Origin of the sequence: Halorubrum aethiopicum, from assembly GCF_001542905.1 — an archaeon.
In the GTDB taxonomy this organism is placed as follows: domain Archaea; phylum Halobacteriota; class Halobacteria; order Halobacteriales; family Haloferacaceae; genus Halorubrum; species Halorubrum aethiopicum.
On sequence record NZ_LOAJ01000002.1, the window covers coordinates 75,072 to 99,999 of the forward strand.

Here is a 24,928-nt window from a genome sequence, read left to right on the forward strand (position 1 = left end):
ACGATCGGGATCCCGATGAGGACGACGCAGACGACTCGGAGGATGGCGGTGAATGACCGGCGACGAGACGGTCTCGGCCTGTCCGAAGTGCGATAGCTCGTCGGTCGCGATGAACAATATTGGCGGGCTTCAATCGACGAACCTTGACGCCGACAAATATCGGTGTGCGGACTGCTACGAGACCTTCGACGAACCCGTGGAACGCGAGCGGCGAGGGGAGACGTTCTACCGTGGGGACTCGATCGCGGCGAAACTCGACGCTGCCAGCCCGGACGACCTCGTGACTGACGGTGGGGTTGACCAGGTCATCGGCCTTCGCGACGCCTACGATCAGCTCGATCACGAACTCGTTGAGTGCTCCGAGTCGCTGTCGGTCCAGACGTCGACGCCAGCGCTGTTCGAGTATGCCGACACGCCGGGAGAGACGGACGCCGAGACGATCGCCGACCGACTCGCGGACTCGTCGATCGCGTTTCTGGATGTACTCGCGATGAACGGCGACGCGTGGTTCGAGTTCCACGTCTCGGGGACAGCACACGACGACCACCACGGCGGGGATTGCCGGGTGACAATCACGACGGCCGGTGTGACCGTCGTCCGGACACACCGGAACCTGTCGATCGAGTCCTTCAAACGTGTCGTTGAGGCGGTCGCCGGGGGCGTCGACGCGCCGTTGCGGTTCAGTGGTAACGAACTCTAGCCGGTCATGTTTCTATCAGCGAAGCGGCGTACGAGATTCAACCTAGATAAGCCCGAAGCAGTCTCACTATTTCTACTCCTTCCGTCATAGATAGTGCTTACACTCCCGAACGAAGCGATCGAGGTTTGAACCAACTTGTGGCTCAACACTCATGAGGATACTGTGACAGTCTTCATGGGGAAACTGAAAGATAAACGCGTTCTCGTAGTGATGGATGAAACAGTGCTTGCTTCCGAGTGGACTGTCTTGACTCGTGTTTCTGTGATCGCCGAGCTGATCTCGGAAGGAGTCGGCGATCCGTGTGAACGCCTCACGACTGTATGACGTTGCCAACTTATCTGAAAGGTAAATTATCTCAATACTGTCTTGGTATATGACTACCACTGCCCGTAACGCACCCCCAACGTGTTCTGTCGCGTACTCGGCTAACCGCCTTCCAGTCTCTTCGGGCATAGCCCCTCATTGAGCCCCTTGGTATTTAATCGGACATGATGATTAAATGAATAGAGATCCTCACTATGTGGTATAACGCAGCATTGCTCACACTGCTTTATTGAATCCGATGACTACACGGCGATCACGATCTCTACAGGCGCGATAATTTCGCTCTTTGTTGGTGAAGTGGTAGATCGATTCATCCAATGATCTCGATTTCCCCTTTCTGCCGAGATTCTATCTCTGAATTTTCTCGGTTGTATTCCTGAGCCGAGTACTGAATGACCTGATACCGACGCTTTCTGTGAATTTAATAGAGCACCCTGATCCAAACACAGCTCAGACACTATGGCGTTTGAGCCAAACTCCCCCGCCAACGAGAGCGAGTCCAGTGAGCACGCTCAAAATGCCACCGCCTACGACGATCGGATGTATCGAAACAACAACTCGAACCAAATATATTGAGCCGTTGTTGCTGACAAAATATTGGTTCGCAATATCGTTTCGATACTCAAAGTGGCTCCCATTATCGGAAGCTCCATAGTCGGTATAGGTGCGTTGGGAGGATTGGCGGGCACGTGTGAAAGCGGTCTGTTCTGCTGGCGAGAGAGCGGAAAATTCGATGGGGTCGATCTCTGAGACAGACACCGTATCTACAGCGTCTGCCATTGCTTCTTCGCTTGGTTCCTGTTCGATTATCGAGGTTGTGTGCGTTGGGAAGCCAAGATACACACCGCCAACACCCGCTACCAGGCAGATGATACCGATGGCAAAAACAATCGTGGACTGCGTTGGGAGGGTCATGTCCGTTTTCTATCTTTTAAGGTCGTGTTCATCGGTGTTGTATGTATGCCCGAATCTGTGTTCTCTGCTCTGTGGAATCCGATGACGGTACTGGGATCACGTATCTGAAGGAGCGATTTTCTGTTTTTCCCCGTCAATGTCGTAGATCGATTTGCCCGTTGAACCCGACTTCCTCTGCCGCCTGCGCAGATTCCTTCTTAGAATTCTCTCTGATGGACTCTTGAGCCGAGTACAGATGACCCGATCCAGACGCATTCTTCGGATTTAACAAAGCAACTCACAGGAACCATCTTTGAAACTAGAATTCTGAATAGAGTTTTTGTAGCCGGTACCTGTGTTTATCAATTGGTATCGATATCGATACCGTATTCGATACCGTTCTTGTCACCCCGAGGAATTATATCGGCGGCGACCACGGTATCTGGTAGACGGACCAACACAACCGTCCACCACGATGACCACCGGCACAACCCCCTACCACCAGCGCGTAGCATCGTCGATCCGCCGGCGATCAGGCTCTCCAGTGAGGGCTGATCGATGAGCGGCGACCTTCCGAATGCGATCGGTTCAACCGGCTCGTTAGCCCCGCTGGAAGCCGGGCTCTCGGACCTCGATATCGAGATCCAGCAGGGATCGAGTGATTTCCCGGATCTGACAGCACAAGTCGACGACACCGACGGCATCCAGCAGTTCGGCGTGCGGTTCGAGGATGCGGTCAAGCACATGTCCGTCAACAAGTACGAGTCCGTCGCGTCGATGATCCGCGAGTACGTCGCCAACATGGCGGCGACGTGTCTCGACGCTGCCGAAGAACTCGGTGACTCGTACACGCCGACGATCCATATCGCGTACTACCCTGATTCAGAGACGCTGATCATGGAGGACAACGGGATGGGGATGAGCGACGCAGAAATTTCCAATATCGGGATCCAACTCGGCGTTTCGACGAACCGATACACGAAGGACCGTGGCGGGAAGTACGGGATCGGCCTGCTGTCGGGGCTCGTCGGCGTCGGTCTCGACGGGGCGTTCTATATGCACTCGCGTTCGCGACGGACGGACGAGTACGTCCGCGGGTACTGGTGTTCGACTGGGTTCAAACGGGAAGACTCGCTGCCGGACAAACTCACTGACGGACAGTACGGTACGCGCTTCGAGTTCCCACTCACCGATCCCGAGGTGGACATCGCGGGATCCGTCGCCGAAATCGCTCGCTGGTCGCGGGTGCCGGTCCTCTACAGCGAGCACGCCTCAGACGGCTCGCTGATCGTCGACGACGAGTACGGCGGCCGGAGTGAGACGCCGTTCGTTGACGGCCCTGTCGATCCGGACGCTGCGGTCGTCGTCGAGAAGGAGGGCGTGTTCCGTGCGGTTCACGACCTCGGTGCCGACGACGAGTGTGTGCTGCTCGACGTGCCGATCGAGCGGAACTTCGAGTCAAAACGATTGAATGACGGCGACGACCGGCTCGGACTCGACCTTCCCTACCGCCAGAGCTTCGACGTGGTGTTTCACTCCGAGGACGAAGAGATCGTCGCTGGCCCACATGAGGGGTTGACGCGGGTGAGTGACGGCGAGTACGCGAAGATGCCCGAGGAGTACCAAGAGGGCTACATCCCTGCATCGGAGTGCGCCCCGACGGACGTGTGGACGCCGTCGCCGGCGGGCGACCGCGACCGCTTCGAGGAGAATCCGAGGTTCTGGCGGTGGCTCGCCAAGGAATTCCTCGCGACGTTCGAGCGTGATCTTTCCGCGTCCGTCGCGGCGATCGCCGACTCCGAGCGCGTCATCGACGCCCCACAATCGGCGATCGACCACGTCGTGTCGTACGTCGAGGCGCAGGATTTTGCGGCGACCAACTGGTCTTCGATGACCATCCGCGGCCACCTGGACACGTTCGATCTCACGCTTCCGGACGGCCACGCGTCGGCGTTAGCCGCGCTCAGTCAAACGGTCGATAAGTGCGCTCGCGGGGGCGATCCGTGGAAGCGGTCGAACCGCGGTGAAGTCCGCATCTACCAACTCCTCACGGACCTCCCGGCTGACGCCGAGGTGTGGGCGTCCGCTCGCCCCTCCGAAAAGAAGGCCCGCGCCGTGTGGGACGACCACCCCGGAAACGTCGTCGTGTGCGTCGGCGGCGATCGACTGGATACCGTCCTCGAACAGTTCGGCTGGAACAAACTGAGCGACATCGGTCGCGACAGTCTCGACGAGTTCGACATCTCCAAGGAAACCCGTGAGATGTGGGAGCGTGACTACTCCTACACGAATCCGAACGCCGGCAAGGACGCGCCGAACCGGACGCTCTCGCTTCACCGCGCACAGCTCACCGACGACACCGATCGGGGGTTCAAAGACCAAACCCGCAAGGAATCGGCGCGATACCTTCGGGCGTATTTCGAAGCACGCAACAGCGGGTATACACCCGACCGCGGAATCCTCGCCAACCCGATCGACCTGCTAATCCTGTTCCCCTCGAACAGCGACGAGTCGATCACGGAGTACGTCGGTACACTCGGACACGGGAACGTCCGGCTCGCGACGTGTGCGGTCAAGACCTACGAGTATCTCGCTGACCTCGATCAGGTCACTCGCATCGAGGAGTACCTCGACGCGTCTCGACAGCGGCAGTTCGACACGTCGGCCGGCCGGTGCTCGATTCCCGAAGCTCGCGAGCATGGTGAGACGATCGTCATCCACCTCGCGCCCGAAGACGCGGTATCGAACCTTCGGGACGAACGGGCCATGCGACGAGCCGCTGAGTGGTTCGAGCAGGAACCGGAGACGGGGTCGGCGTACCGCGGCCGTGACGCCCTCGATGGCGTGGTGTACGTCCCGGCGACTGAGGACATGATCAGCCGCGTCCTCCCCGTGTTCCGGCATGATGACGTTCGCCTCGCGACTCACGAGACGGAGTTCTCACTCCCGGACCCCACGCTGATCGAGGAACCGGGATACGACACCGAACTCTACGTCTATACTCGGCTGCCCGAGTGGGAGGAGACGGCGGAGTTCCGAATGCTCCGGAGTCAACGACAGAGCCTCCGTTCCGGAATGATGGGCGTCATCGACGGACTCGCACAACTCCACGATGAGGGACTGCCAGCGCCGAGCCAGCAGTCGACCGTCGACGGCGAGACCTACCGCGACATGCTGGAGGTGTTCGAGTAGTGAGCCCCGAGGACCTCCCGGAAGACGCGGATATCGTCGGTGAGTTCGGCAACTCATATCTCCTCGACGACGGCGACACCACGCACACGGTCCCGCGGACGGCTGCGTACGAGCTCGCATACATCTACGGGCACGCGGACCTGGTATTCGGCGACGCCGAGACGCCGCCGACGATCTTCGAGGGTGACGCTGACGAGCCGTCGGTCGTCGTCCGGCCGACCGACAGTCAGCGCGTGTTTACCCTCCGGGTCGATGACCGGAAGCCAGTCCAGAACCCACCCGCCGGTCGGGATCGGGTGCTGTCGGGCGTCCGCGAGATCGTAGCGGCGGACGGTCGAGAGTCAATCGTCCATCTCTACGAGGAACTTGCCGACGCGCAGGCCGATGCCGACCTTCTCCAGAAAGTACAGCGTCGGTACGCACCGGTGCCACCGGCGTCGATCCAACACACCGATGACGGGTGGGTGATCGAGGACCTGTTCCTGCTGACGTGGCTGGGATCGGTCTATCTCGTCACCCGCAACTTCGATCAGGCGACCTACCGTGTGAGCGGTGGGATCAGCCGCTCCGATGACGACGTTGAGTTCATCGGACTCACGCCCAGAGGTGATCCTGAAGACGTTGCGGCCGACCTCGACGTCGAGGTGGACGGCGAGACGCTCGGTGCGAATGAAATGGAGTTTCTCTGGAAGGCGTACTGGCTCGCGACGTATCGCGAGCGCCACGATGACGATCTCTTCTGGGATCTCATCGAGCGCCACGTCCAGACGACTCGTGCGGCCGAACAGCAGCGACGACCCGACTGAGGTACCCACGATGGCAACACAGAAACAGAAACCGACGGCAGATGGAGTGGAACAGGCACAGGAACGGATGGACGCGGCGCAGGAACCGACGGTCGGAACGGACGATGTCGGTGCGAAGCTCGCGGACGCCGTTCGTGACGGTGCGGATGGGATCGGCATGACCGAATTCACGGAGCCGTCGGCCGCGGCGGCACACGGGCACTCTCCCGATAAGGGCGAGGGCTCGCACGATCTTCGTGGCGCGTTCAACGTCGACGAGGACTTCATCCGCGAGCACTTCGATGGAGGGGTGGTCCCGAACGGCCACGAAGCCGTCCACTACATGCTCGCGCACAAGGAGTCGTTCATCGAGTCGGACACGCCGATCTTCACCGACGTGGCCGACGACGATGCGGCTCGCTGGAATGCGATCCAGAAGACAGCCGGCGGGGCACCGATCCCGCCCGCTCGCCGCGCCGCTCTCGATTGTATCAATCACTGATCCAGTTGGGAGTTCATTCAGTGTACGGATACTTTCTTTTCAATCTATACCAAAAACAAATTACTGAATATCTTTAACGAGTGTATTCATCGTACCTCTTATCTCATCATAATCCAAAGGATTTTCACGGTTTGGTATTGTAAAATCATGACTAGAAACTGCTTCTTCTATATTTTGATAGTTATCTAGAATACGATTAGCATCTTCTACTTCTACTTCGATTCTACACGTCCCAACGTGTTCCGATTCAATATTTGTGACTCTAACTAGTAGTAAGTCAGAATCTCGTATCCCTTGGTTTTCAATGTCTGGAATATTAAATAATCCGGGTCCTACATCAAATGGATTTCTCACTGGTTCCCCTGAAGCGATTGGTTCATTCTGAAAAATATAGAACAGATCCCCGATATACATCTCGTTTGGATCTTTGATCTCATTCAGTCTATTATCAAAAAGTATTGATGGTTGGGATTCAATCAGTGGTGCCATGATGTGTATTGATATTACGATGATCCTATAAAATTGCCAGCTTGGTAATTTTTAATCCATCATTAGCAGGCTAATCGATGCGTATTACACCAACATTCTGGTTCCATCGGTGTTTATCTCACACACATTCGTTTCCACGAAAATATAATGAGTCAACGGTATAATGGCTTGATTACATCCAGTTCACTATGTCCTCAGATAAAATTGAAATCTATCGATCAGCGTATGACGAGTATTCTACAACTCATTCACAGCTCCATGACATTCAGCAAAATCTCAATACCAAAGCAATCGAGATCGCGAAAATAAATCTGCTCGTAGGCAGTATCATCGCCACTGTCGTCACGATACAGCCTGAAAATATTTCACTGCTATATTTTTTTGTGGGCTCTGCTACTCTTTTAGGTTCCATTTGGTATTCGGCGGTCGTATATTCACAAACCAAATCATATGATATTGGTTTGGCAAGCTCTGCTTTTGACCAAATGGCATCGACAGACGATCTTGAGGAACATTATCTGAAACTCTCTCAAGAATACAGTCAGATGGTTTCTGATTTTGATGACCCGTATGACGAAGAAAAACAAGATTTTGAGCGTTCATTGTGGCTAGCGATAGCGACGATCTTCCTCTTTGTTTTTGGAGCAATTAGTACAATAATTCGAATTGCCTTTGAATTCCAGTACCCACTGTCCTTCGATTATCCTGTTATTTTGATCATCGGAGTTTTGCTTGTGTATGGAATGGATCGAGATGCTCTGTTGAATCCGCAGAAGGCAACGGGATAGCGTCGCTCTGAAGGCGGAAGCGAAGCGGAAGAGCCGAATGTGTCCAAACTCCTCTTCCGCTTCGTTAAGCAAGCCGCGTCGCTGGCTCAAAAGCGCTGTGCCGCCAGTCCAACGGCGGTGAGTGATCCGACTGGCCACGGATTTCCCGGGTGGAAGCATGTGACGCTCCACTTTTTGCGGGTTCACATGGACGCGACGTACCGCGAGATTGTGGATTGGGCGAGTGAGATGGATCGCGTTCGTGGTCTGTTACAGCTGGCGCGGACGGCATTTCCCGCACCCTCAACGCTGTATCGGTCGTTTGAGAGGGTGCCCATGTCGATATGGCGTGGGTTCCTTCGTGAGTCCGCGACCATCTGCGATCCGGGCTCGCACGGTGCCATCGATGCCACGTTCTTCGACCGCGAAACGGCATCGAGACACTACCAACACCGCTCGGATCGCCACATACGCACGCTCAAAACGACGGCGCTCGTCGATACAGACTCGTGTGCCATCCTCGATCTTCACTGCTCGGCACACTGGCCTCACGACACACAAACCGGCCGTCGAGTCGCTCTTCGCAACATCGGGAAAATAGAGAGTCTCGCCGGTGACAAAGGCTATGACGACCAATCTCTCCGGAACGCCCTCCGTTCAGAGGGCGTCCGGCCTTTGCTGCGTCACCGGCTGTTTGCTGCGTACGATCACGCACACAACGCACGGTTGGACAGCGAGTTATACGGCCAACGCTGGATGGCCGAGACCGCCTTTTCGGCCATCAAGCGTCGGTTCGGCCCCGCTGTCCACCCTCGCGCATGGTACCGCGAGTTCCGCGAACTCGTGTTGACCGCCGCTGTCTACAACCTCGAACAGGCGCTCAAACAGTGACCCCGACGCCGTCATCGGATTCAACAAAGCAGATCGAGAGAAAGAATAATGTGGTGTCACGTTTCTGATCAGACTATGTCAGACGATGACGATCAGAACGACGATGGTGGATACGATCGGAAACCCATCGATAAAGACGATGATCCCGATTAGAAAAACGGATCTAGGTCCTTTGTAGCGTCAGTTGCCAAGATTGGGATTTTAGGGGGTGTAAGTTATTCGCACGGATAGACGGAGTAACACGAATCCGTCGCTCGAAAATGAACGGCACAACCCCCTTCGCAGTGACGGTCGCACAGATACAGATCACCGCCAGCGAGGTCTCGGCATGAGTACTACCCGCTCGCCGCCGCAGTTCGAGAACCTCGCGCGGCTCGACGCTCACATCGAGACGACCGACCTTCTCCCGGTCGCCCGGCTGCTGGCGTACCTCACGGACGACGTGACCCTCCAGTTCACCGACGCCGGCCTGCGCGTCAAAACGCTCTCAGATACGAGCGTGATAGGCTTCGACGCGACCGTTCCCGTCGAGTACGGAACCGACACCGAACCCGTCACCTTCGGCGTCGACACCGATCAGTTCCTCAGCGCAGTCTCGTTCATCAGCGACCCGGACTCGATCAAGCTCCAGATTCGCACCGATGATCCGGAGATCACGGTCTCGACAGGCTCGCGACTCAACTACGTTGATGCGCTCGAACCCGACGATCCCGAGACGATCAGCCCGCACCCGGAGGTAGAGTACGCGACTACCGCCGCCGTCGACGCCCACGAGCTCAAGCGAGCGGTCGCGACGGTCTTCGGGAGTGGTGACGGCGCAGTGTTCGTGACCCTCACCGACGACACGCTGTGGGCGACCGTCCCCGGGGTCGAGGCTGTCGGGACGGCATCGCTCGCGAAGACCGAGGGCCGCCACACCTACACGCGACTCTCGGACGAGTTGTTCGGCGGGATCCTCCAGCGGGTTCATCCCGACGAGACACTGACCGTGAGTACACGCGAAGAGTTCCCGTTCCACATCGAAGCGGAGCACTACACCGTCACGATCGTCCCGCAGCAGTTCCCCGAGGACGAGTACGACCCGCTGGCCGACGTGGAGGACTCGGCATGAGTGCCACCCCACTCCGGCGTCGTGATAGGCTGAGCGTCATCGACGAGGATGGCGAGGAACGCGAAGTGTTCGGGTGGGTAACGATCGAACGTACGTCGACCGTCCGCGGGAGCAACCCGGTGGTCGACCACGGCGAGCCGACCATCTCCGCCGGCGACGCGATCGGGATGGACCCCGACGCCGTCACTCACTGGGTCGCTCAAGAAGTCGAGGACGAGTTCCTCATCGACGTTCGCGACCACGGCATCGACGTGATCGACCCGACAAGCGAGGAGGTGACCGTCCTGTGAGCACCCACACCGACAGTCCCGGCGGGACTGACATGCTCGCGCTTCGAGAGGCCCTCACGAGCAACGGCATCGAGATCGTCGACCTTCGACTCACGCAGGGCGACCCACACCTGGTGTACGAACAGCCGGGCGAACCCGACCTCGACGCCGACGGCGACACGCATCTCCAGCAAGTCGTCACGATCGCGCTCGTCTTCGCGGGCCACGCCCGGGCAGTCGACCGACTTGCGACGGTGACGGCGGTCGAACCCGATTCACACGAACTGACCGGGCGGCTGTACGTGAACCGGCGGGTTGTCGACGAGTACCGACAGGACGACATCTCGAAGCAGGAGTACGCGACCGAGGTCGCGTCGACGTTCCGCTCCCGGGATATCTGTTAAGATGACCACCGGCCCCGACCTCATCGCGCTTGCCGCCGTGGTCGTCGTCGCGATCACGTATCTGTACGATCGCGTTGCCGGCGACGATCCCGAGCCCGGCACCGTTGAGCACGCCGAGCACCTGTGGACGACCGATCAGATCAGTATGGCCGAGTACGAACGCCGAGTCGAACTCGCAGTCGACGACCGTGCCCAGCGGATTCAGACGGTCACACGCGCCATCTCCGGCGTCGGTCCGGACACAGCGCGTGCGCTCGCGTCGGAGTTCGAGTCCCTCGACGAGCTACACCGTGCGGATCGCGAGCGCATCGAGAGCATCCACGGTATCGGCCCGTCGACCGCCGACGCGATCGAAGAGCACCTCGCACGATGATCCGCTACACCCACCTTCTGACGGCCGTCTCGACAGCGCTCGCTGACTACCGGGACTCTTGGACGAGCGGGACACGGGGGAGCGCATGAGCGCCGACGCCCGCGTGCCAATCGATCGCGCTCGCGAGTGGCAGGTCGTCGCGACGGTTCCTCACTCCGAGACCGACATCGACGTGGAAGAAATCGAGCCTGAGACGGGACTCACGCAACGCGCCGCTCGTGAGCTAGCGAACGAGCGCAACCGAGCAGGGGTTGCGCGACCGACGATCCAGTGGAAAGCTGAGCCGACGGAGCGGCTCGCCGACCGTGACGCGCTGGTCGATTGCCTGCGCTGAAACGTTCGCAAAAAGCCCGTCGTCTTTGCCGACCGCTACAACCGCCCAGCGTCCGCGTCCTCGGCGAGCCCCCGAGTCGCAGGTCAGCTTCGCGCTCGAACGTCGTCATGCCGACGCTCCATCCTCCTCGACGAACGCGCACACCGAGTCGTCCTGCCGGAACCACCGTAGTCGAACGCTCCCATCCTCGCGAAGCTGCTCTTCGACACCGAGCAGGCCAGCGATCGACCCGGCGTTGAACTGCCGCTGGGTGTTTTGCCCGCCGGCGAGATTTATTGCCACGCTGTTCCGGACCTCTTCGGCCGGAGTGTCGGTCGGCGTCATGACCATGACCGCGCGGCCGTCGACGCAGTCCATCGTCACCTCAACGCGATCATACTCGGCCCCGAGCCCGATCGACTCGCTGAGGACGGTCGGCACCGAGCCCGTCACCTGTGCGTAGTCGCTGTCGCTCCGCTCGACGCGATTGAGCGACGTACTGTGCGGCATCTCGCCGGCCGCCCGGAACAGGTCTACCGGATACGCGGGCTCCCACTCGGGAACTGTCGCGTGGATCGTCACGTTCTCGTCGGGGTCACACGCGTACTCGTCGGCGTCGGGCCACTCCACGTCGAGGCCGTCGATTCCCCACGCTTCCGTGAACAGCCGCGGGAGTCGGAGTTCAACCTGCCCGGTCGAGTCGTACACGACGGCCGACATGGTACGCGTCGAATCGTCGTCGACGTCGCCGATCGTGATGTCGAGTCCGAGGCCGTCGCTCCCGGTCCGGTCACATCGCACCTGGAACGCCGTCCGGAGCGCGTCGCGGTCGTGGATACTGGTCGACGTTGCGAGTGGCTTCGGGAGCGTCAACCGGACACTCCCGCTTACGAGTCTGATCGAAGTCATGTGGATTTCCTGTAGCATCGCTGTGGTCACCTGCGCTTTCGCGTATTTCGGTGTTCTCAAGCCGCCTGTATAATACTTACTATGCGAAAAGAGATTACAGATGAAACGAGAAGTGTCGCACATTACTATCGGATAGGAACGTCGGCCGAGTCCTGCTCGTGTTCGAGGACCGCGTCCCGCAGGTGGCCCGCTAGGTGCGCGACGAGATTCGGCGGGACGGCGTTCGCGGCCTGCCGGTACTGTTCGACGCGCGTTCCGGCGAAGGTCACCATATCCGGGAACGTTTGAAGCCGGGCAACCTCGCGAACAGTCAGTCGCCGCACGTCGTTCACGGGCTCGTCCAGCGTCGAGGGCGACCGGCCCACGAACGACACCGGCGGTGTTCCGTCGCTTACGGTCATCGTCGGAGCCGGTCGGTCGGAGTGAAGACGTCGGTCGGTAGTCCGACTCCCACAAAACCCGAGCTCCCATTCGGCATACTTCGCCCGCGTCGCGTCGGCGTGATCGGGCGCGACGTGGTTCGGCGGCACCACCACGATCGTCCCGTCCACCTCCCGATGACCAGCCACGGTGTGCGGGTCGACGCGGTGTCGCCCCCACTCTCCGGCACCCGGCTGGAGTTCCTCGATCGTCGCATGAACCGGATCATCGGCCGGCGGCATGGACACAATCGGCTCCGGAAGCGAATCAAGCGCCTCACCCGCAGTATCGTAGCCCTCCAGCGCCGTCCCAGTGAGCGTCCGCGTCGGCGCGGGCGCGGTCACGACGGGTGGTTCCCACTGGTCGGGCGTCGGGCAGTCCTCGCGAACGGCGATGATGAACACGCGCTCGCGAGCCTGTGGGACGTTGTAGTCGGCGGCATCCAGCCGGAGCGTCGCCACGGTGTAGCCCTCGCCGGCGTCGGTGAGCGCGTCGACGAGCGCGCCGTGGGTCGGGCCGTGAAGATCCTGTAGACCGACGACGTTCTCGACGACGACGATCCGCGGGCCGACCGCGTCGACCCACTCAGGCACACAGAAGGCGAGTTGGTTCCGCGGGTCGTCGTCAACACTCCCACCGGATGACGAGAATCCCTGACACGGGGGACCAGCGAACAACAGGTCGAGGTCGTCGGGAACGTGGTCGGGACGCACGTCGGTCGCATCGCCGTACTGCGCGATGTCGGTCCCCTCAGTGTGGTTCACGCGGTAGGCGTACGACGCGACCGGGTCCGTCTCCCACGCTGCCCGCACGTTGAACCCGCCGGCGACGAGTCCGATCGTCGCGCCGCCCACCCCGGCGAACATGTCGACCGCCGTGGGACCGTCCTCGGGAAGCGAGAGCGTCGGCATCACGCCCACCCGCCGATTTCGGCCTGTTCGGTCGTCTCCTCGACGCTCGAACCCCCGGTCTCGTCGTCGATGATCCCGGCGTCGACGGCCGCCTCGACGCGCTCGGCGTGTGACTTTCGGACGCGGTGGCCCGACGGTCGCTGGCACTTCGTCCCGACGCCGGCGTCACAGTCCGGACACGCTACCCCGCGGGCGTCGCGGTCGCGTTGGCTCGCACCGCCGCGCTCGTTACGGTCGTTCGTGTCGGCGATCTCCGTGATCTTCTCTCGGAAACGCGCTCGACGCTGCCCGTGGGTGCCCTCGAAGCCCTCCGGAGAGTTCCACGCCGTCGTGTCGTACCATCCGTCGGCCGCGTCCTCCAGCGTGAGCCACTGCGTCGGCGACGGATCCTCAGCGTAGATGTTCACGAGGTGGTCCGTGATCGGGTGGGGCGACTCGTCGGCGTCGTCGAGAGACTCCGGGCCGCACCCGCAGGCGACGATGAATCCCCCGTCACCGATCTTCATGATCCGAACATCGGGACCCGGAACGTCGTGGTCGGCGTCGCTGACGTGGCACTCGTAGGTGAGGACGCGGTCGGTCATCGTTCTCCACCGAAGGCGTCGAGTCCCGACTGTCCGGGAACCATGCCCTCGGCCTCGATCCCGTGTTGCTCTCGCGCCCACTCCCGAGTCTGTTTGAGCGCAACCTCCAGCCCGCACTCGTCGGGGAGATCGAGTAACACCGCGCGCTCGCTGGCGTCCGAGCGCGTCCACGGTGCTCGTTCGACCGTTGCGGCCCCGCTTCCGTTCCAGACATGAAGGTAGAGATAATCGTACTCGTCGGCTGAGCCGGCGTCACCGCCGAACAGTGACGAGCGCTCCGGTGCGTCTCGACGCCGGTAGTAGATCGTCTGAGCACGCTCTGCCAGCTCGTACAGTTCGAGGTCGTATCCTGCGGGCGGGATGAACACCGCCTCGGTTACGTTGGGGTGCGACCATCCGTCTGGCGCATGGTGGCGCATCCAGCCGAGCGCACGGTCGCACATGGCCGCCGTGGCCGCTCGGTCGCCCGCGGTCGCGTCCTCGTGATTCAGTCGCTCGATCGTCGCCGGCCGCTCTTCGACGGTAACCGTCCGCCCGATCCCAACTACGCGAGCGTCTCCGATTGCGAGTCGGACGTAGCCGAGTGAGCAAAAGACGCCCACGAACGCGGATCCATCCGCGGCCGTCCAAACATGCGCGTTGATCCCGGACTCCGGGTCGTGCGACCAGCCGTTCACGCCCGCGGGAAGCTCGTAGTCGTCGGGGAGGGGCGGCTTCGAGACCATTCAGCCCCACCCCTCGATCGACGCCTGCTCGGCCGCCCGGTCGGGCTCGATCGGCTGCGTCTCCTCGGTCGCCTCCTCCAACAGATCGAGGTAGTGCCAGTACTGGTTCTGGAACACAGTCGTCGTGTCCGCGGAATCGAACCCCTGTCGGTAGGCCCACACGAGGCCGTCCACGCCGCCGGGACACCCGACATGTGTCCGGAGGTCGCGCTCGTCGGCGAGCCGGATTATCTCCGCGGCGTGCGCGCGCTTCCACCGGGTCGTCCCGCCGACGAACACGCCTTGACAGCCCTCGATCGCGTCGAACTGCTCGGCGATCGGCAGGCCGGGCTGGAGTACCCAGTACCGCATACACTGCCCCGAGCCGACGCCCATCGAGCGCCGGTACAACCAGTCGCGATGTCGCTGGATCGTCGCTTCCGCGGCACGATATACGTCCGGGAGCACGAGGAAATCGGGGCTTCGCGGCATCTCGATCAGCGCGCGCTCGACCGTTTCGACCCACGCGTCGGGATCGAAGTGGTCCGTGAACGCGCCGTTGTCGAGAAAGTACGGGGCGTCGTGCGGTGTCATCTTCGCTGGCGTCCACCCATAGCCGTGCGAATGTGAGGGCGCGTGTCGACGCGCTCGTTTCAGGTTCTCCGGGCTCGCGCCGGTGTAGTAGAGCCGCATCACTCCCACCCCACGTCCGGAGCCGCCCACGACTCCCGAATACACCCGACGCGCACGAGGTCGGCCACCGGGTAGTACACGGCAGCGGTGCCGTCGTCGCGAGCGTGTCGCTCACCTGTGAGCCGACCGTCGTCGACGGCCGTCCGGAAGGCCTCCACGTCGATGAGCCATGCCCGGATCAGGTGGTCGTCCGCTTCGTCGCGAAGCCCGAACACCATATCGCGCGGGAAGAGCCCGGACTCGTCGATGCCCGCGGGGACGCGGTCGGATTCACACGGTGTCGTACACCCGTTCGCGACGCGCCAGGAGAAATCCCGGCGGCCGGCGACGTTCGGGCGGATGCGCTCGCCGACGGGAAGGATCGCGTTGTTCGTATCGACGAGCCAGTCGACGCCGGCGTAGTCGAGAAACGTCACCGGGTCGTACTCGCCGCCGGTCTCGTACGCGCCCCCCTTCGCCGTCTCGACGGACACAAGCGACGCGTCCGCGACGCCGTACCACTCGCGAAGGCGCGCTCGCACGTCGCTCGCAACGCCGCCGGCGGCGTCCTTCCGGTCCTGGTCGAAGCACCGGGCGTCGCTCATGCGACACCTCCGGGCAAGTCGTCGAGCTCCGATCTGTGATTCTGCGGCTGCCATAGGGGGTTGTGCCTCATCGTGGTCACCTTGACCGGTTTCCCGGCGTTACCACTCACTCTCTCACGCACTCACTTATAATTTACTATGCGAAAAAGGAGTATTACGGACGGCTCACGCAAGGTGGTACTCGATCAATCGCTCGCCGAGTCGCGCGGTCATGATCAACAGGAACGCCCCGACGAACGCGAGGATGGCCGTCGCGAGGAATAGCGCGTACCCGACCTCGACGACCTCGGCGACCGCGGTCACCCCTGAAACGACGGCCGTCATGGGGACGCCTGCTCGTCCGCCCGGCTGAGCCGGTCGACGCGCGTACACGAGCCGCAGCGTTGCCAGGTGCCGTCCATCCCGCCATCGGGCTCGGCGAGGTGGACGGCGTCGTCGCCGGTCATCGTCTGATACGAGAGGATCCGGTAGCGATCTCCCTCGACATCGAGGAAGACGTGGCGTGCGCCCTCGAAAATCTCGCTCGCGATCGGCGGCGTGTCGTCAACGCGGTCGACCGTCCCCGTCATCGTCCCAATTGCGTCCCCCTGGACCCGAACTCGATCACCGACTGCGAGGTCTCGAACCGTCTCGATCGGCGCGTGGCCCCCGTCGGTCCGGATACGCGCCTGCCCGCCACCCGTTCGGCGGTCGCGATCGACACGCACTCCGGCCGGGATGGTCACCGTTCCCTCTGGAGAGACCGTCACCCGACTCGTGCGGAGAACTGGGCGGAACGTCGTGCCGTCCCACCGATCAACGCGAATGTCCGGAAGATTCTCGGCAGGCTCGGCAGCCAGCAGGTAGGCCACGTTCTCGCTCGTCGCCCGGACTCCCTCCCTGCCGAACGCGTCGGCCATGTCGAGCACGCGGAGTGTCACGTCCAGCGGGACAACCCGAATCCGGTCGAACTGTTCGACTGATCGAAGCCGTTCGATCGCGTTGCTGTCGGTCGCTGATTGCTCTATCGTGTCGATACGTCCTGCCGTCGGTCGATGGTCGCCCATGTGTGGTCACCTGCGCGCCCGAGTTTCCCCGAGCACGTTTCTCACATTACACCGACGCCACATAAATATTACTATGCGAAAAAAGATTATAGGAGAGATCGAGCGAACGGAATCCGGAGCGTTAGGACACGCCGAGATCGCGAGCGGCCACCGCTGAGATCGTGAGACCGGTCACTCCGAATGAGACCTCTCCGTCCACGGTTTCTGTGATGAGTTTCTGGAGGTCCTTGAGGTATGACTCGGGCCGTTCCTCCGTAATTCGCGTCGTTGCTTTGGTCTCAAAGTGCGCGCCTCGGTGGGCAACATATATCTCGACGAATCGACGGCGTATCGGCGCTGGGCTCTCCCACACGACGGTCGGAACGGCCGATAGCTCGGTCTTCGTGCCTCGTGGCGCTCCCATCGCAACGAGACACCGGCCGAGGACCGATGCGTCCGCGGTAGGATACACCTCTGTCGCCCGTCCGTCAGTATCGACGTGTCGCGTCTGTGCGTCGACGCCAACCGCCTCGAACGCGTCGTATATCGTCTCAATATCAACCCGCCGACCGGGTGAGACTGCCGGTACGAACGTCTCGTTGATGCTCCCGCCCGCGAGGACGTGCGCGAGCAACTCAACGAGCGCGCCGGCCATGTCGCTGCCGGGCTCTGGATCCAGCCAGCCGTACGCACTCGCCGTGTGGACGCCGTGGACGGGGTCGGGTTTCACATCGCCCATCCACCCGCGGACGCGCGACGGTGGAAGTTCGAGCGCGTTCCCGACCGCAGTCCGGCCGGCATTCGGGTGCTCGGCAGTGTATCCCTGGACGCGCTGGTAGTCTTCGACCTTCTCCCACGGGTCAGGATAGACGCGATCAGAATAGGTGCGCGCAAGCGATTGCGGTGTCGGTTCCATACGCTTGCTATGCCCTTATCTACATTACATCTTCCGGAGTCAATATCACAATTAAGATTTGGAACGACGTATTTATACCTCTCTCGGGGCTATCTATGGTCATACCGACCGACAAATCGAAGGGTGACGACGGGATGGGGGTCATCCCGAACGCCAGGACGGAGGGAAGTCGTGCCTCGAAAGGCACCCGACAATCCGTCTTGGAACATCGTTAATCCTCGCATTTGTCGCGTTGGGTAAACAACAGAAACCCATGAACATCAAAAACGCGTTTCAGGACTCTGACCGTGCCGTCAGCCCCGTGATCGGGGTCATACTGATGGTCGCTATAACCGTGATACTGGCGGCCGTCATCGGGACGTTCGTGCTCGGTCTCGGGGATCAGCTTGGTGACAGCCAACCGACTGCGCAGTTGGATATTAGCGCAACTGAAGACGGTAGCGGGGGAGAAATAATCATCGAACACACGGGCGGTGACGAGATTCGATTGTCTGAATTCAACATACAGGTACGTCAAGACGACGGAACTGTAGAAGACGGCACTCAAACACTCAGTGATGTGACTGGGGGTACCAGTACACTTAGTGTTGGTGAGACAGCAACTGTTGAATTCGATGCTAGTGGAAATGCCACAAACAATATCCGACTAATCCACACGCCATCGGATTCGATTTACGCTGACAGAACCGTCATAATCGATGACTTCGGAGGATACAGCGCTCTTCCGTAGATAATTAAATCGGCCTTATGCCGATTCTATAGGAGTTCTAGTTCTGCTCCCGGAAGGTGACTATTCCTCGACCCGCGTGAACACCTCCTCCTCACCGTACGGCCCGGTGTGAACGACGACGATCGTGCGGTTCGACCCGCTCGCGTCAACCGTCACGGAGTCACCTTCACTCACACTCCCGTACTCGCCCCACCGCTGAGAGTCGTCGACGTCGCCGTCGATAAGAATCTCCTCGGCCGGGACGGCGTCGCCGCCGGTGTGGGTTACCTCGACGCTGTCGGTCCCGAACGTTACCGTGAACTCGGCGTCGGCGTCACCCGACAACTCTCCGGTTTGCTCGTCGGTGAGCTGTAAGACAAGCGTCCCGGCGGCCGCCGAGAGAGCGACCGTAATCGCGATCATCAATACCACGCCGATGACGGGGCTTACGCCCCTGTCGTCGGCACCGAAGTCGATGTGTGCTACCATTCGTGGTCACCTGTGAGCCGGGTTTCCCCGACCCGATTCAACAAAACACCTGCCAGTACTTATAATTTACTATGTAGAATAAGATTACAAACTTTCTAATCCTATCTAACATAGTAATACTTATGTAGAGGCCGCTCCTTGGTGTAGATGCGCACGGGCGAAAGCCCGACGCGCAAGGTGACCACGAATGGACGAACCTACGACGACGACGGAGGAATCGACACAAGACCTCGCGGATCCGCCGCGCTACGAACTGTCGCACGATCGCGACAGCGTCGCACACAAGAACGCCCGCCGGGCGGGGTACTACGGCATCATGTACGCCGACGAGTACGTGTGGAGTAACCGGCAGTGTACGGCCGAGGCCTACGGCGAGTTTTACGCCGACGCCCGCCCCGGAAAGCGCCACCGGATGATCAACGGCCAGCCGCGCCGGTCGCTCAAGTTCCACACGACGTGGATGGACGTGGCCGAAGCAAAGCCGTGTCTCGAAGAGATCGGCTCGTACAATCGCTTCGACGGCGACGTGACGGCCAACGCGCTCGACGACCTTCCGGAGCCCGTCCGGGTCGTCGTCGGCCGGGAGTCCTCGCCTGTCATGTATGTGTGGACGGTCGACGCGCCGGCCGCGTTCGACGTGTTCGACGAGCTGATCGTTGAGCACGAACCCGTCCGCGACGATCCCGACGAGATCGTCCCGGCGACGGACCACCGGCCGAACGAACTCGGCGGCGTGCCGAGCCCCGAGACGTTCCCGATCATCACAGTCGGGAAGGGTCGCGACGAACTGGTCTCCGGCGTTCCCACACTCTTGAGGGCGTGGTGGGATTGACGGCATAGCCAACCCTCCCGACGAGCCATTTTTTCGCAGCCCCTATAATCTTAATCAACATAGTAACAGTTATAGGGGCGGCGCGTGTTGGTGGAAGTACGCGACGGGTGAAAGCCCGACGCGGAAGGTGACCACAGATGGGAACACAGCATACCGACACGACCGCCGGATCGAGCGACAACCAGCCGACCAGCCGCCGCGAGCGGCTCGACGCCGCGTTCGACGCCGACGCGGGGACGGTGACCGACGAGTGGGAGGGCGCGGCCATCTACACGTCGTGGGGGTACGGGCAGACGAACGTGAACCTCGCGGCGATCGTCGAGGTGTCCGACTCCGGGAAGACCGTGCTCGCCCGCATGGTCCGGGCCGATGTCGAGACGCACTCGAACGGGAGTGAGGGCGTCCGCCCGACCGAGGAGTGCTACGGCGAGCCCTTCCGGCTACACGTCTGGGGAAGCTCGCGCGGAGCGTCGTTCCGCGGCAGCTACCCGTACATCGACGGCGACCCGGAGACCGGCACCCGGCTCGACTCGTTCATCCCCGTGGCCGAACGCGACAGCCCAATCCACCAGACGCCGACGAACCGCGGCCACTAACGGCCGCCACCCCGTCGACGTCTTGAATTGTATTTCTGATACTCTTATTCTACATAGTAACACTTATGATGGTGCCTGCCCTCGGTGAATACGTGCTCGGGGAAACCCGGGCGCGCAGGTGACCACAATGAAAACACAACAGACCGCCACAAGTCGGCGCGAGTGGATCGACACGGACGCCGAGCAGGATGTCAAGGAGGAGTTAAGCTCAGTTATCCTCGCGTCTAACCCGACAAGAGCCCCTTGCGCGAACGAAAATGGGTAGAATGAACTCCGAGCCGAAATATCGCGACGAGGAATGGCTCCGCGAGCAGTACGTGGAAGAACACCGGAGTACAACCGATATTTCAGAAGAATGTGGTTGTGCTCGATCGACAGTATCCAAATGGCTCAATAAACACGACATAGAGACTCGAACGGGGCGAGTGTCGGATGAGCGCTTGAATGATGCTGATTGGCTGCGTAAACAGTATGTGGAGGAACGCCGGAGGTCCTCCGAGATTGCCGAAGATTGTGGTTGTTCCAAACCGACAGTGGTCAGACGGTTAAACAAACACAATATCGAGGTTCGAACGGAAACGAACACGACTACAGACCAGCGATTGGCCGATCCTGAATGGCTCCGCGAGCAGTGCGTGGATGAGCGACGGAGCATCTACGATATCGCCAACGAATGCGGTTGTGACAGCTCGACAGTATCCAGATGGTTAAGCAAACACGACATAGAGGCGGCACAGAGTGAGCAACAGACTCCTGACCAGCGCTTAATCGACGCAGACTGGCTCCGCGAGCAGTACGTGGAGGAGGGTCAGAGTACCAACGAGATTGCTGACGACCGTGATTGTTCCAGTTGGACAGTGTCTAAATGGTTAAGCAAACACGACATAGAGGCGCGCCCCGGTATTGGCGAACTCTCTGGCGAGGAACATCCGCACTACAACGGTGGCCCCGCGCCTTACGGTCCCGGCTGGAACTACCGGAAGCGCGCCGAGGTACGCGAGCGTGACGATCACACCTGCCAAGATCCGCGCTGCTCCGTCACCCAAGCCGACCACCTCGACGAGTACGGTAAGAAGCTCCATGTCCACCACCTACGGAAAGCGCGGGACGTTGAGGATCCCGAGGATCGGAACGCTAAAACAAACCTGATCACACTGTGTCGCGACTGCCATCACCATTGGGAGAGGATTTCCGACACAGGACTCGTCCCCGAGGTAGAACGATGATGTCGCCCGGCTCGGCTCTAGTTACTATCGTATAGTAACGGTCGCTCGTCGTCGATCGACGTCGCCGACGCTTCCCGATATATTTTCACCCCACCGGCGGAAGGACTATGGCACCGTATCGAGACCTGTCAGTCGCTGATGTATACACCGCACAACCCCCTTACTCAGAGACAGCCGCCGCTCACGTTTTACCCACCCGCCCAGCAGAGGGTCGAATGACTCCCCGGTTCGAGCGCACGCTCTCGGTCGCGTGTGCGGTCCTGCTCGTCGTGTCGATGACAACCGCCGGCGTGTCGCTGTCGGCCGCTCCGACGGCCGCACAGACCGGCTCGAACGGCACCGATACCATCTCAGATGACTTCGAGAGCTATGCTGTCGGCGCGACGAATCCCGGCCAGTGGGAGCTTCAATCCGCGGGTGACACGCCGAGTGAAGTGATCGGCGACTCACTCACGGGCTCGCAATCCCTGTCGCTCGCAGCGGGTGACGCCTCGGCCGTCCGCCCGGATGCCACCGTCAACAGCGATGGGTTCGCCATTCAGGCGCTCATCCGAACGACCGATCAGGGCGGAGAGATCGAGTTCGGCGACGTACGGTTCGAGTACGACACCGGCGAGTTCACGAATCGGTTGTATCTCACTGATGGGACGAATCAGACGACTGCCGAGGGCGCGGCGACCGCCGGCGAGTGGACGCGGGTCCAGTTCGTCGGCGACGATGGCGACCTCGCGGTAAAAACATGGCCCGCCGGTGATGCCGAACCCGACCAGCCGGATCTCCAGCTTGATAGCGTCTCGGAATCGGGCGCGCTCACGATCCGGGCTTCGACGGACAGTTCCACGCTCGATATCGACTCGATCGACCTCCAGCCGTACTCGACGTTCGGGAGTGCGACCGTCTCGGGGACCGTCACCGACCAGTACGGCGAGCCCGTTCCGAACGCGACGGTCCAGGGGATCGGCGTCACCGAACGCGCGATCGACGGCGACGATCTCGACGCCGAAGCGAACGCCCTCCTCGATGAGCTTTCGGACCCCCTTCCGGACATCTTCGATCCGGATGCTGACCTCACGGAGACGTACGCGAACGCGGATGGCACCTATGCCGCCGTCCACCCGGCGAGCGCGTGGGACCTCGGCGGCGTCAGTCTCGGTTCCGGTGCGGTATCCTCATCGATCACGCCGAGCCTCGATACGCCCGCGGTGGTTCTCCCGGCGGACGAGCAACTCGTCGTCTCGACGTGGGACGCCACCGAGACGGGCGGCGTGCTCTCACAGGACGGCGTGGATAGCTCACTCCCCGGCGCAACGACGGCCGAGCCCGTGGTCATCGAGCAACTCGGGCCGACCGGCGAGACGACCCACATGCGGACGGTCGACCCCCGGTCACTCGTCGAGGTGACGGCGATCGCAAACCTCGGAACGAAGACCCACGAGGGCGCGGTTGTCGACCTCCCGCCGGGGATCTATCGCGTCCATCCAGAAGACGCCCCGGAGACGGCGGTCGTCGTGGCCGTCGGTGACCCCGCCGCACTCGCGAACACGATCGAGGCCGACCTCCGAGACGACGCCGACCGGCTCACCGCGCGGGCCGACCGCGTGCGGGCATTGACGGCGGACGGCGGGGGCGTGACGGATCTCTCGACCGAGACGAACGCCACCGGCGCGTACACGCTCTCCGTTCCGAGCAGCGTCGAGACCGTCCACCTCCAGGCGTTCGGTGTCGGCGGCGACACACAGACTGTCCTCGACACGAACCCGGAGAACGCGTCGCTCGCGGACGTACGCGACGCCTACGACGGCGGGTATACCGGCACGCTCACACTCTCGACGACGCCCGTCCGGACGACGCCACCCGACGACCAAGCCGACCTCACGGTCCATCGGCTCGACGCGCCGCCGGTCGCGTCGCCCGTTGCCTTCGAGGATCGACTCGACGCATGGGCGAACGATACGCTCGACACCCGGCTGTCGGATCTCAGGTCATCGGTCGTCGACGATCTCACCGGTAACGAGCTGACGCGCGAGAATCTCACGGCCGTCTACGATGACCTCGACGCGCTTCGCGAGCAGAACGACGCCCTCGACGAGCGGGTTCGGGAGCGACTCAGCGAGCGGATCGAGGATCCGACTGCCGTCGACGACGACGTGCTCCGGGAGGAGGTGGCCGGGATTCAGGCCGCGATCGACGACCTCCAGCATACGATCGACGCCGAACCGCCCGAGACTGATCTCGATGACGGGCTCTTGTCCTACGAGACGGTGTTCGACGCGCCCATCCCCGCAGAGGCGGTCGCCGTCACGGCCACGTACGCGAACGGGACGACCGAGCGGATCGGCGACGAGTACGTGACCGTCGAGGAGGGCGGGTTCGGCCCGCTTTCGTCGACGACCGTCGCGATCGAGGAGTACCCCGTCCCCGCGGGAATGCAGGTCGCGGACGTGCGTGTCCAGGTCGCCGGCGCGGATCGACTCGGCGAGAGTCGGGATCGCGTTGCCAGCGACGCCCTCGATGGCGATTTAGCGAGTCTCGATGCGATCACGGTGTCGACGTTCGATCCCGGCCCGGACGACCGCGTCACCCTCGCCGTCGACGCCGGCGACACACGGATGCGCGTTGTGGACGTGGCCGCGCGCAACGCCGCAGGCGACCCCGTCACGGCGACCGTCGACGGCGGCCGGGCGACCGTCCACACCGACGGCCAGGGTATCCACACGATCGCGCTCACGTACGAACAAGCCGGCGTCGAGATGACCGAGACGCTCCGCGTCGAGGCCGGCGCAACGAGCGGATCGACACCCGCGACCGTCCGCATGTCCGAGGGGCCGAGCGGGACGTACGCGATCACCTCGGGGCTCGCCGGGGCGACCGTCGAGACTAGCGGCGACGGGCTGTCGATCGAGGCCCGTGCGGCCGCCGACGACACGCCGGGGGCTATCCACCTCCATCCGCAGGCGGCCATGAGCGGCGACGTGGACACCCTCGACGTCGAGGTCCTCCGGGCGGACGGCGAGACCAGCCTCGACCGGCACGCGTCCGTGTACGTCCACACGACGGGACTCGCGGAGGACGCGTTGCTGTGGCGGGACGATGGCCCGATCACTCGCGGGGGCGACACGCAGTACGGCGAAGTGCTTGACCGGGGCGATGGGAAGGCCGTCGTCTCAACGTACACGGACGCCGACGGAGCCGTGACGGTCGACATCCGGCACGAGCCGAGCGTCCTCGACCGTGCCCAACATTGGACCGCCGTTCGTTCGCCAATTTCACTCCCGATGTAGCGGCAAATATCTTATATTGGCTACACTTTATTGCT

At 61.5% G+C, this 24,928-nt stretch carries 28 protein-coding genes; 16 read left to right on the forward strand and 12 right to left on the reverse strand.

Going from position 1 to position 24,928, the window contains the following annotated elements:
- The first annotated feature begins 52 nt into the window (after positions 1-52).
- Positions 53-700 carry a hypothetical protein gene (locus AXA68_RS14900; RefSeq protein WP_066418846.1) on the forward strand — a complete coding sequence of 216 codons (648 nt, stop codon included), beginning with the start codon at positions 53-55 and terminating at the stop codon, positions 698-700.
- Between the two features lie 774 nt (positions 701-1,474).
- Here the strand turns inward: AXA68_RS14900 and AXA68_RS16200 are convergent.
- Positions 1,475-1,939 carry a hypothetical protein gene (locus tag AXA68_RS16200; protein WP_080505319.1) on the reverse strand — a complete coding sequence of 155 codons (465 nt, stop codon included), beginning with the start codon at positions 1,937-1,939 and terminating at the stop codon, positions 1,475-1,477.
- 537 nt (positions 1,940-2,476) lie between these two features.
- Between AXA68_RS16200 and AXA68_RS14905 the strand changes: the two genes are divergently transcribed.
- From AXA68_RS14905 to AXA68_RS14915, 3 genes are read left to right on the forward strand one after another with little or no spacing between them, the layout of a single operon-like run.
- Positions 2,477-5,110 carry an ATP-binding protein gene (locus AXA68_RS14905; RefSeq protein WP_066418848.1) on the forward strand — a complete coding sequence of 878 codons (2,634 nt, stop codon included), beginning with the start codon at positions 2,477-2,479 and terminating at the stop codon, positions 5,108-5,110.
- Positions 5,110-5,916 (forward strand): hypothetical protein, encoded by an 807-nt coding sequence (locus AXA68_RS14910; RefSeq protein ID WP_066418852.1) that lies wholly within the window; start codon positions 5,110-5,112, stop codon positions 5,914-5,916. Before AXA68_RS14905 ends, AXA68_RS14910 begins: the two co-directional genes overlap by 1 nt.
- Before the next feature lie 10 nt (positions 5,917-5,926).
- Positions 5,927-6,397: a hypothetical protein gene (locus AXA68_RS14915; protein ID WP_157884860.1), complete on the forward strand. Its 471-nt coding sequence runs from the start codon at positions 5,927-5,929 to the stop codon at positions 6,395-6,397.
- 60 nt (positions 6,398-6,457) lie between these two features.
- Here AXA68_RS14915 and AXA68_RS16880 read toward each other — a convergent pair whose 3' ends face one another.
- Positions 6,458-6,886, reverse strand: a complete 429-nt coding sequence (locus AXA68_RS16880) for a hypothetical protein (protein ID WP_157884861.1) — start codon at positions 6,884-6,886, stop codon at positions 6,458-6,460.
- A gap of 188 nt (positions 6,887-7,074) precedes the next feature.
- Between AXA68_RS16880 and AXA68_RS16885 the strand changes: the two genes are divergently transcribed.
- The 7 genes from AXA68_RS16885 to AXA68_RS14945 all read left to right on the forward strand — a co-directional run bounded on the left by AXA68_RS16885 (position 7,075) and on the right by AXA68_RS14945 (position 11,035).
- A complete protein-coding gene (locus AXA68_RS16885; protein ID WP_157884862.1) occupies positions 7,075-7,674 on the forward strand; it encodes a hypothetical protein in 600 nt (199 codons plus the stop codon).
- A gap of 39 nt (positions 7,675-7,713) precedes the next feature.
- Positions 7,714-8,544: an IS5 family transposase gene (locus AXA68_RS14920; protein WP_066414843.1), complete on the forward strand. Its 831-nt coding sequence runs from the start codon at positions 7,714-7,716 to the stop codon at positions 8,542-8,544.
- Between the two features lie 328 nt (positions 8,545-8,872).
- A complete protein-coding gene (locus AXA68_RS14925) occupies positions 8,873-9,655 on the forward strand; it encodes a hypothetical protein (RefSeq protein WP_066418856.1) in 783 nt (260 codons plus the stop codon).
- Positions 9,652-9,945 (forward strand): hypothetical protein, encoded by a 294-nt coding sequence (locus AXA68_RS14930; protein WP_157884863.1) that lies wholly within the window; start codon positions 9,652-9,654, stop codon positions 9,943-9,945. The genes AXA68_RS14925 and AXA68_RS14930 overlap by 4 nt, the downstream gene beginning before the upstream one ends.
- On the forward strand, positions 9,942-10,328 hold the full coding sequence (locus AXA68_RS14935) for a hypothetical protein (RefSeq protein WP_066418861.1): 387 nt from the start codon (positions 9,942-9,944) through the stop codon (positions 10,326-10,328). The genes AXA68_RS14930 and AXA68_RS14935 overlap by 4 nt, the downstream gene beginning before the upstream one ends.
- Positions 10,329-10,365: 37 nt before the next feature.
- Positions 10,366-10,701, forward strand: coding sequence for a helix-hairpin-helix domain-containing protein (locus AXA68_RS14940; protein WP_157884864.1), 336 nt, complete (start codon positions 10,366-10,368; stop codon positions 10,699-10,701).
- 85 nt (positions 10,702-10,786) lie between these two features.
- Entirely contained in the window at positions 10,787-11,035 is a 249-nt protein-coding gene (locus AXA68_RS14945) for a hypothetical protein (protein WP_066418870.1), read from the forward strand.
- A 105-nt stretch (positions 11,036-11,140) separates the two neighbouring features.
- Here AXA68_RS14945 and AXA68_RS14950 read toward each other — a convergent pair whose 3' ends face one another.
- The 9 genes from AXA68_RS14950 to AXA68_RS14985 form a co-directional block, all read right to left on the reverse strand.
- On the reverse strand, positions 11,141-12,046 hold the full coding sequence (locus AXA68_RS14950; protein ID WP_157884865.1) for a hypothetical protein: 906 nt from the start codon (positions 12,044-12,046) through the stop codon (positions 11,141-11,143).
- A 2-nt stretch (positions 12,047-12,048) separates the two neighbouring features.
- A complete protein-coding gene (locus AXA68_RS14955) occupies positions 12,049-13,254 on the reverse strand; it encodes a DNA cytosine methyltransferase (RefSeq protein WP_066418881.1) in 1,206 nt (401 codons plus the stop codon).
- Positions 13,254-13,838, reverse strand: coding sequence for a zinc finger domain-containing protein (locus AXA68_RS14960; protein WP_066418884.1), 585 nt, complete (start codon positions 13,836-13,838; stop codon positions 13,254-13,256). Before AXA68_RS14960 ends, AXA68_RS14955 begins: the two co-directional genes overlap by 1 nt.
- Complete coding sequence (locus AXA68_RS14965) at positions 13,835-14,563, reverse strand: hypothetical protein (RefSeq protein ID WP_066418887.1); 729 nt, start codon at positions 14,561-14,563, stop codon at positions 13,835-13,837. The genes AXA68_RS14960 and AXA68_RS14965 overlap by 4 nt, the downstream gene beginning before the upstream one ends.
- Positions 14,564-15,136, reverse strand: coding sequence for a hypothetical protein (locus tag AXA68_RS14970; RefSeq protein WP_232745141.1), 573 nt, complete (start codon positions 15,134-15,136; stop codon positions 14,564-14,566).
- A gap of 98 nt (positions 15,137-15,234) precedes the next feature.
- Positions 15,235-15,819: a hypothetical protein gene (locus AXA68_RS14975; RefSeq protein WP_066418889.1), complete on the reverse strand. Its 585-nt coding sequence runs from the start codon at positions 15,817-15,819 to the stop codon at positions 15,235-15,237.
- A gap of 165 nt (positions 15,820-15,984) precedes the next feature.
- Positions 15,985-16,143 carry a hypothetical protein gene (locus tag AXA68_RS16890; RefSeq protein WP_157884866.1) on the reverse strand — a complete coding sequence of 53 codons (159 nt, stop codon included), beginning with the start codon at positions 16,141-16,143 and terminating at the stop codon, positions 15,985-15,987.
- A complete protein-coding gene (locus tag AXA68_RS14980; RefSeq protein ID WP_066418890.1) occupies positions 16,140-16,865 on the reverse strand; it encodes a hypothetical protein in 726 nt (241 codons plus the stop codon). Before AXA68_RS14980 ends, AXA68_RS16890 begins: the two co-directional genes overlap by 4 nt.
- 121 nt (positions 16,866-16,986) lie before the next feature.
- Positions 16,987-17,760: a hypothetical protein gene (locus AXA68_RS14985; protein ID WP_066418893.1), complete on the reverse strand. Its 774-nt coding sequence runs from the start codon at positions 17,758-17,760 to the stop codon at positions 16,987-16,989.
- A 253-nt stretch (positions 17,761-18,013) separates the two neighbouring features.
- On the opposite strand from AXA68_RS14985, the gene AXA68_RS16205 reads away from it, so the two are divergent.
- Positions 18,014-18,490, forward strand: a complete 477-nt coding sequence (locus AXA68_RS16205; protein WP_080505320.1) for a type IV pilin — start codon at positions 18,014-18,016, stop codon at positions 18,488-18,490.
- 60 nt (positions 18,491-18,550) lie between these two features.
- Here AXA68_RS16205 and AXA68_RS14995 read toward each other — a convergent pair whose 3' ends face one another.
- Positions 18,551-18,958 carry a type IV pilin gene (locus AXA68_RS14995; protein ID WP_080505321.1) on the reverse strand — a complete coding sequence of 136 codons (408 nt, stop codon included), beginning with the start codon at positions 18,956-18,958 and terminating at the stop codon, positions 18,551-18,553.
- A gap of 187 nt (positions 18,959-19,145) precedes the next feature.
- Between AXA68_RS14995 and AXA68_RS15000 the strand changes: the two genes are divergently transcribed.
- The 4 genes from AXA68_RS15000 (at position 19,146) to AXA68_RS15015 (ending at position 24,893) form a co-directional block, all read left to right on the forward strand.
- The gene (locus AXA68_RS15000; protein ID WP_066418899.1) at positions 19,146-19,790 is read left to right on the forward strand and encodes a hypothetical protein; all 645 of its coding nucleotides are present in this window, start codon (positions 19,146-19,148) and stop codon (positions 19,788-19,790) included.
- Between the two features lie 137 nt (positions 19,791-19,927).
- Complete coding sequence (locus AXA68_RS15005; RefSeq protein WP_066418900.1) at positions 19,928-20,386, forward strand: hypothetical protein; 459 nt, start codon at positions 19,928-19,930, stop codon at positions 20,384-20,386.
- A 266-nt stretch (positions 20,387-20,652) separates the two neighbouring features.
- Complete coding sequence (locus AXA68_RS16895; RefSeq protein ID WP_157884867.1) at positions 20,653-21,612, forward strand: HNH endonuclease; 960 nt, start codon at positions 20,653-20,655, stop codon at positions 21,610-21,612.
- Positions 21,613-21,827: 215 nt separating this feature from the next.
- Positions 21,828-24,893, forward strand: a complete 3,066-nt coding sequence (locus tag AXA68_RS15015) for a hypothetical protein (RefSeq protein WP_066418905.1) — start codon at positions 21,828-21,830, stop codon at positions 24,891-24,893.
- Positions 24,894-24,928 lie beyond the last annotated feature (35 nt).